The organism is Dietzia timorensis, assembly GCF_020742175.1.
Classification (GTDB): Bacteria; Actinomycetota; Actinomycetes; order Mycobacteriales; family Mycobacteriaceae; genus Dietzia; species Dietzia timorensis_A.
Genome location: NZ_DYXM01000033.1, coordinates 1 through 4,799, shown reverse-complemented (window position 1 = coordinate 4,799; position 4,799 = coordinate 1). Strand labels below are relative to the sequence as shown.

The 4,799-nt window shown below is 64.8% G+C and carries 4 protein-coding genes and 1 pseudogene; 4 read left to right on the top strand and 1 reads right to left on the bottom strand.

Going from position 1 to position 4,799, the window contains the following annotated elements:
• Together K8V11_RS01630 and K8V11_RS01625 are read left to right on the top strand one after the other, a co-directional pair.
• Positions 1-361, top strand: a pseudogene (locus K8V11_RS01630) (Dyp-type peroxidase domain-containing protein); the annotation flags it as partial.
• Positions 362-555: 194 nt separating this feature from the next.
• Positions 556-1,695 carry a triacylglycerol lipase gene (locus K8V11_RS01625; RefSeq protein ID WP_303910466.1) on the top strand — a complete coding sequence of 380 codons (1,140 nt, stop codon included), beginning with the start codon at positions 556-558 and terminating at the stop codon, positions 1,693-1,695.
• 46 nt (positions 1,696-1,741) lie between these two features.
• On the opposite strand, the gene K8V11_RS01620 is transcribed toward K8V11_RS01625, so the two are convergent.
• Complete coding sequence (locus tag K8V11_RS01620) at positions 1,742-2,611, bottom strand: alpha/beta fold hydrolase (RefSeq protein ID WP_303910465.1); 870 nt, start codon at positions 2,609-2,611, stop codon at positions 1,742-1,744.
• Between the two features lie 260 nt (positions 2,612-2,871).
• On the opposite strand from K8V11_RS01620, the gene K8V11_RS01615 reads away from it, so the two are divergent.
• Together K8V11_RS01615 and K8V11_RS01610 are read left to right on the top strand one after the other, a co-directional pair.
• The gene (locus K8V11_RS01615) at positions 2,872-3,267 is read left to right on the top strand and encodes a DoxX family protein (protein ID WP_303910464.1); all 396 of its coding nucleotides are present in this window, start codon (positions 2,872-2,874) and stop codon (positions 3,265-3,267) included.
• Positions 3,268-3,346: 79 nt separating this feature from the next.
• Positions 3,347-4,756, top strand: coding sequence for an MFS transporter (locus tag K8V11_RS01610; protein WP_303910463.1), 1,410 nt, complete (start codon positions 3,347-3,349; stop codon positions 4,754-4,756).
• Positions 4,757-4,799 lie beyond the last annotated feature (43 nt).

Below are 4,799 nucleotides of genomic sequence, written 5' to 3'. Positions count from 1 at the left end.
GCTCGGCCAGGCCTTCGAGTTCGACGAACCCGACTTCACGATGACCACCGGTCGCCAACCGGTGATCCCAGAGGACTCACACGTTCGGCTGGCGCACCCGGACCTCAATTCCGGAACCCGGATTCTGCGGCGCGGCTACAACTTCACCGACGGATCCGATGGATTCGGGCACCTCGATGCCGGATTGTTCTTCATCTGCTTCCAGCGCGACCCCGTGGCGCAGTTCGTGCCGCTGCAACGGCAGCTGTCCCGCTCGGACGCGCTCAACGAATACATCACCCACACTTCTTCAGGCATGTACGCGTGCCCGCCGGGTCTTGGTGCCGGGCAATGGTGGGGACAGCAGCTTCTGGAGGGGTAGCAAGAAAATGTTGCCCATCTTCACAGAAATCAGCCCTCTGTCCTGGGAAACTTACGAGAAACTGGCAACGGCGTGTTCCCGATCACTGAATAACGGGGGTAGGGGTGGAGCGAAGTTCGACGAAAAGCAATAAAAATAGGCTCACATAACAATATTGTCTGCGTGAACAACCATTTCAGTTGCTAGGTGCAAAAATGTCACGCAGGCCACTGTCTCGTCCCGCGCGGATCGCCATCGCGCTGGTCGGCTCGATCGCACTAGGCGGATCGGTGATCGGAAACGCGGCCGCGCACAGTGTCCCGGGCGCGTCGATCGGTTCGGACGGCTCCGGCGACTCGGCGGGCTCGGGCGACCAGGGTGGTTCCTCGGACTCGCTCGGCTCGACCGAGTTGTCGGATTCGGTCTCCGGTTCGCTTTTTTCTCCAACCGAGTTCGACCCCAACCTCGAAATCGGCGAGGACCCCACGCGCGGACCGCTACCCGTGCCATTCAATATCTCCGCCGGCGTCTCGGCGATGATCTCGCCGGACACCCCACCTCCGGGGGCCAACGACTGGAACTGCAAGCCCAGCCCCGAGCATCCTCGTCCGGTCGTGCTCGTCAATCCGACGTTCACGACTCAGGCTCTGGCATTCCAAGCGGGCTCGCCGTTGCTGAAGAATGCCGGATACTGCATTTTCACCTTCAACTACGGCAACATCGCACCGGTGTCGCGATCGATGTTCCAGGCGCTCGACGACATTCCCGCCGGTGCCGAGGTGCTGTCGGACACGGTAGACAAGGTGCTCGAGGCCACCGGCGCCGACCAGGTCGACCTCGTCGGCCACTCCCAGGGTGGCGGGATCATGCATGACTACTACCTCAAGATCCTCGGCGGTGCGGAAAAGGTGCACACCAAGGTGGGCATCTCCCCGTCGACCGGAACCACTCTGAGCGAGTTCGCATTCCTGCGCTCGCTCGTCCCCGTTCTCGGCCCGCTCGTGTTCGGAAGTCTCGGCGGATCTGCGGCGGGTCTCACCGACCAGGTGCTCGATTCCGAGATCGACAAGCAGGTGTACCCGGACGGCACGACTGCGGAACCGGGGGTCGAGACGACGGCAATCGTCACTCGCTACGACTGGGTCGTCACACCGTACGACAGGCAGTTCTACGTGGAGGCCGATAACGTCACGAACATCGACCTTCAAGAAGGCTGCGCGGAGGATATGTCCGAACACATCGCCACCCTGTACAGCGAGCGCGCGTGGCGGCACGTGCTCAATGCGCTCGATCCGGAACACGCTGAAGAGGTGTCGTGCATGCCGGTCGCGCCCTTCGCTCCCTGGGTGCGCTAGCCCGGGAAGAGGTTCTACCGGGCCCGGTTTCCACGGCGGTGCCCGATCAACCGGCGGGACCGGCGGCGCCGGCAGCGTGCTCGGTTCCGCCGGCGCCGGCGAGAAAGGCGAGAAGCGCCTCGTTGACCTCGTTCGGGTGGCTGGACAGCAGCCCGTGCCCGGCGCCGGGGATGACGGTGAGGGATGCCGTCTCGATGGCGGAGGCGGTTCGTGCGCCGGAGCCCTCGAGGGGGACGATATCGTCGCTGTCGCCGTGAACGACCAGAGTCGGGACGGTGACCGCGTCGAGGTCGCGACGGAAGTCCGTCGTGGCGAACGCATCCATCGCCCCGAGCGCGGCCCGGTGGTCGCTCTGCCGCGCCATATCAAGCGCCTTCTGCCGCTCACTTTCCGGCACGAGGAGTTCACCGTCTACGGAGAGGAAATTCGAGATGAACTCATCGAAGAACGCGTCTCTGTCATTCTCGAGTCCGGACCGCATTTCGTGCGCGGCGTCCGGCGTCAACGGTCCATCAGGGTTGTCCTCGGAATGCAGCATTGCCGGCGGAACGGCGGATAGGAATACAGCGCTGTGAAGTCGATCCTCACCCCAGTCGGCAATGTAGCGCGCCACCTCTCCGCCGCCCATCGAGAAGCCGACGACAGTAGCGTCCGTGAGGTCCAAGCCGGACATCACGTCCTCTAGATCTGCGGCGAAGGTGTCGTAGTCGTAGCCGTCTTCCGGTTTGTCGCTTCGGCCGAATCCGCGCCGATCGTAGGTGATCACACGGTATCCGGCGCGCGAAAGCGCGCCGATCTGGTTCTCCCATGACGCTCCGGAAAGGGGCCAGCCGTGGATCAGTACGACCGGGCGACCAGGGGCTTCGTTATCGGATACGTGCAGGGTCACGCCATCTCGCGTGGTAATTGCGGCCACCTCGGATCACCTCCGGTAATCGGTTTCGGTGGAGCTGGGTCCAACCGTAACCCCGGTGGGCGGTCCCTGCATCGAACCTGCGCATGGCGATCCGGCGAAGCAAGAACGCCACAACGGCTGTCGACTGCGAGCTCGAGGTGGTCGGAGGTCGTGCGGGGCGGCCGCGAGAGACGATTAGTTGCCACATCAACGTCACTGGTAATAATGCCCATGGCAATCTCTCCGCTTGCGAGATCTCACTCCAACGAAAGCGACGTCCCATGGCAAACCCCACCGCATTCCTCGGCCGCGCACTCTTCGCGCCAGTGTTCTACCTCGGCGCACAGAACGCGATCAACAACGCCGACGGGTTGGCGCAGCTCATCGACAAGCGGCGTGAGCAGGTCGGGCTCTCCGGTCTTCCGGTCGGTTCGAAGGAGCTCGTCCAGATCAACGGCGCCGCCCAGATCGGGCTGAGCGGGGCGATGGCGCTAGGTATCGCTCCGCGCCTGTCGGCGCTCGGGCTTATCGGCTCCCTCGTGCCCACGACCCTGGCCGGCCACGCGTTCTGGGAGCAGGAGGAAGAGGGCGAGAAGAAGAACCAGACCCTGCAGTTCGTGAAGAACCTCGCGATCGTCGGCGGTCTGGCCTTCATCGCAGGAGCACCGAAGAAATAACGCGACCTGGCCAGGTCCTCTATGGTGCACATCACAATAAGCTGTGAGAAACCTTTACACAGGTTTAGAGTCAGCGAGCATGAGGACCCGTACCCAGCGGCTTGACGAGCTACCCTTCACGCCGCGCCACCGCCGCATGCTCGGCGGGGCGGGGATCGGTTGGGCGCTCGATGCGATGGACGTCGGTCTGATCTCCTTCGTGATGGCGGCGCTCACCGTGCAATGGGGGCTGACGCCGACGGAAAACAGCCTCGTCGGGTCCATCGGCTTCGTGGGGATGGCGATCGGCGCGAGCGTCGGAGGGCTGCTCGCCGATAAATTCGGTCGGCGCTACGTCTTTGCACTCACGCTCCTCGTCTACGGCCTCGCCACCGGTGCCGCGGCCCTGTCCACTGGCCTGGCGATGCTCATCGCGCTCCGTTTCGTCATCGGCCTCGGTCTCGGTGCCGAGTTGCCGGTCGCCTCGACTCTGATCAGCGAATTCGCACCGCGCAAGATCCGCGGCCGCGTCGTCGTCGGTCTCGAGGCTTTCTGGGCGCTTGGTTGGATCCTCGCCGCTCTCATCGGCTATTTCATCGTGCCCATTGGCGACGACGGCTGGCGCTGGGCGCTCGCCTTCGGTTCCGTCCCGGCGGTCCATGCGCTGGTCATCCGTTTCGGCATGCCCGAGTCGGTACGTTTCCTCGAATCCCGCGGCAAGCACGCGGAGGCCGAGGAAGTCGTGCGCCGCTTCGAGGATTCGGCCGGCCCCGGATTCAAGCCCTCGGCGCGCGAGCTGCGGGAAAGGGATCGCGAAGGCGAGCGAACCACGACCACGTCCCCGGTCGACGCCGGGTCGCTGGCAGCGCCCGACGGCGAGGAAACGCGCGAGTCGCTGTGGTCGCGCCGCTACCGCGGCCGCACCCTCGCGCTGTGGGTCGTGTGGTTCGGCATCAACTTCTCCTACTACGGCGCGTTCATCTGGCTGCCGAGTCTGCTCGTCGCGCAGGGCTTCGACCTGGTCAAGTCTTTCGAATACACCCTTATCATCACGCTCGCGCAGCTGCCCGGCTACGCGGCGGCGGCGTGGCTCATCGAGGTGTGGGGCCGCCGGCTGACCCTCGCCGTCTTCCTTTCCGGCTCCGCAGTGGCCGCCGGCCTGTTCGGACTCGCCGACACCCCCGGAACCGTCATCGCCGCGGGAATGGCGCTGTCGTTCTTCAACCTCGGCGCGTGGGGCGCGCTGTATGCGATCGGCCCCGAGCTGTACCCGACTGCCACTCGCGCCTCCGGCACCGGCCAGGCGGCAGCCTTCGGGCGTCTCGCGTCCATCATCGCGCCGCTGCTCGTACCGCTTCTTCTTGACGGCGGCGGGCAGGTTCTTGTCTTCGCCGTGTTCGCCATCGCCTTTATCATCGCCGCGGCGGCCGCTTTTACCCTGCCTGAGCTCAAGGGGACCGCCTTGGAGGACTCCGGACCAGCGAGTCGGGAGCCAGCTCGCCGGGAGTGAGAGGCGCGTCCGGCGTCATACTCGGATGGGGATTGTGCCCCCG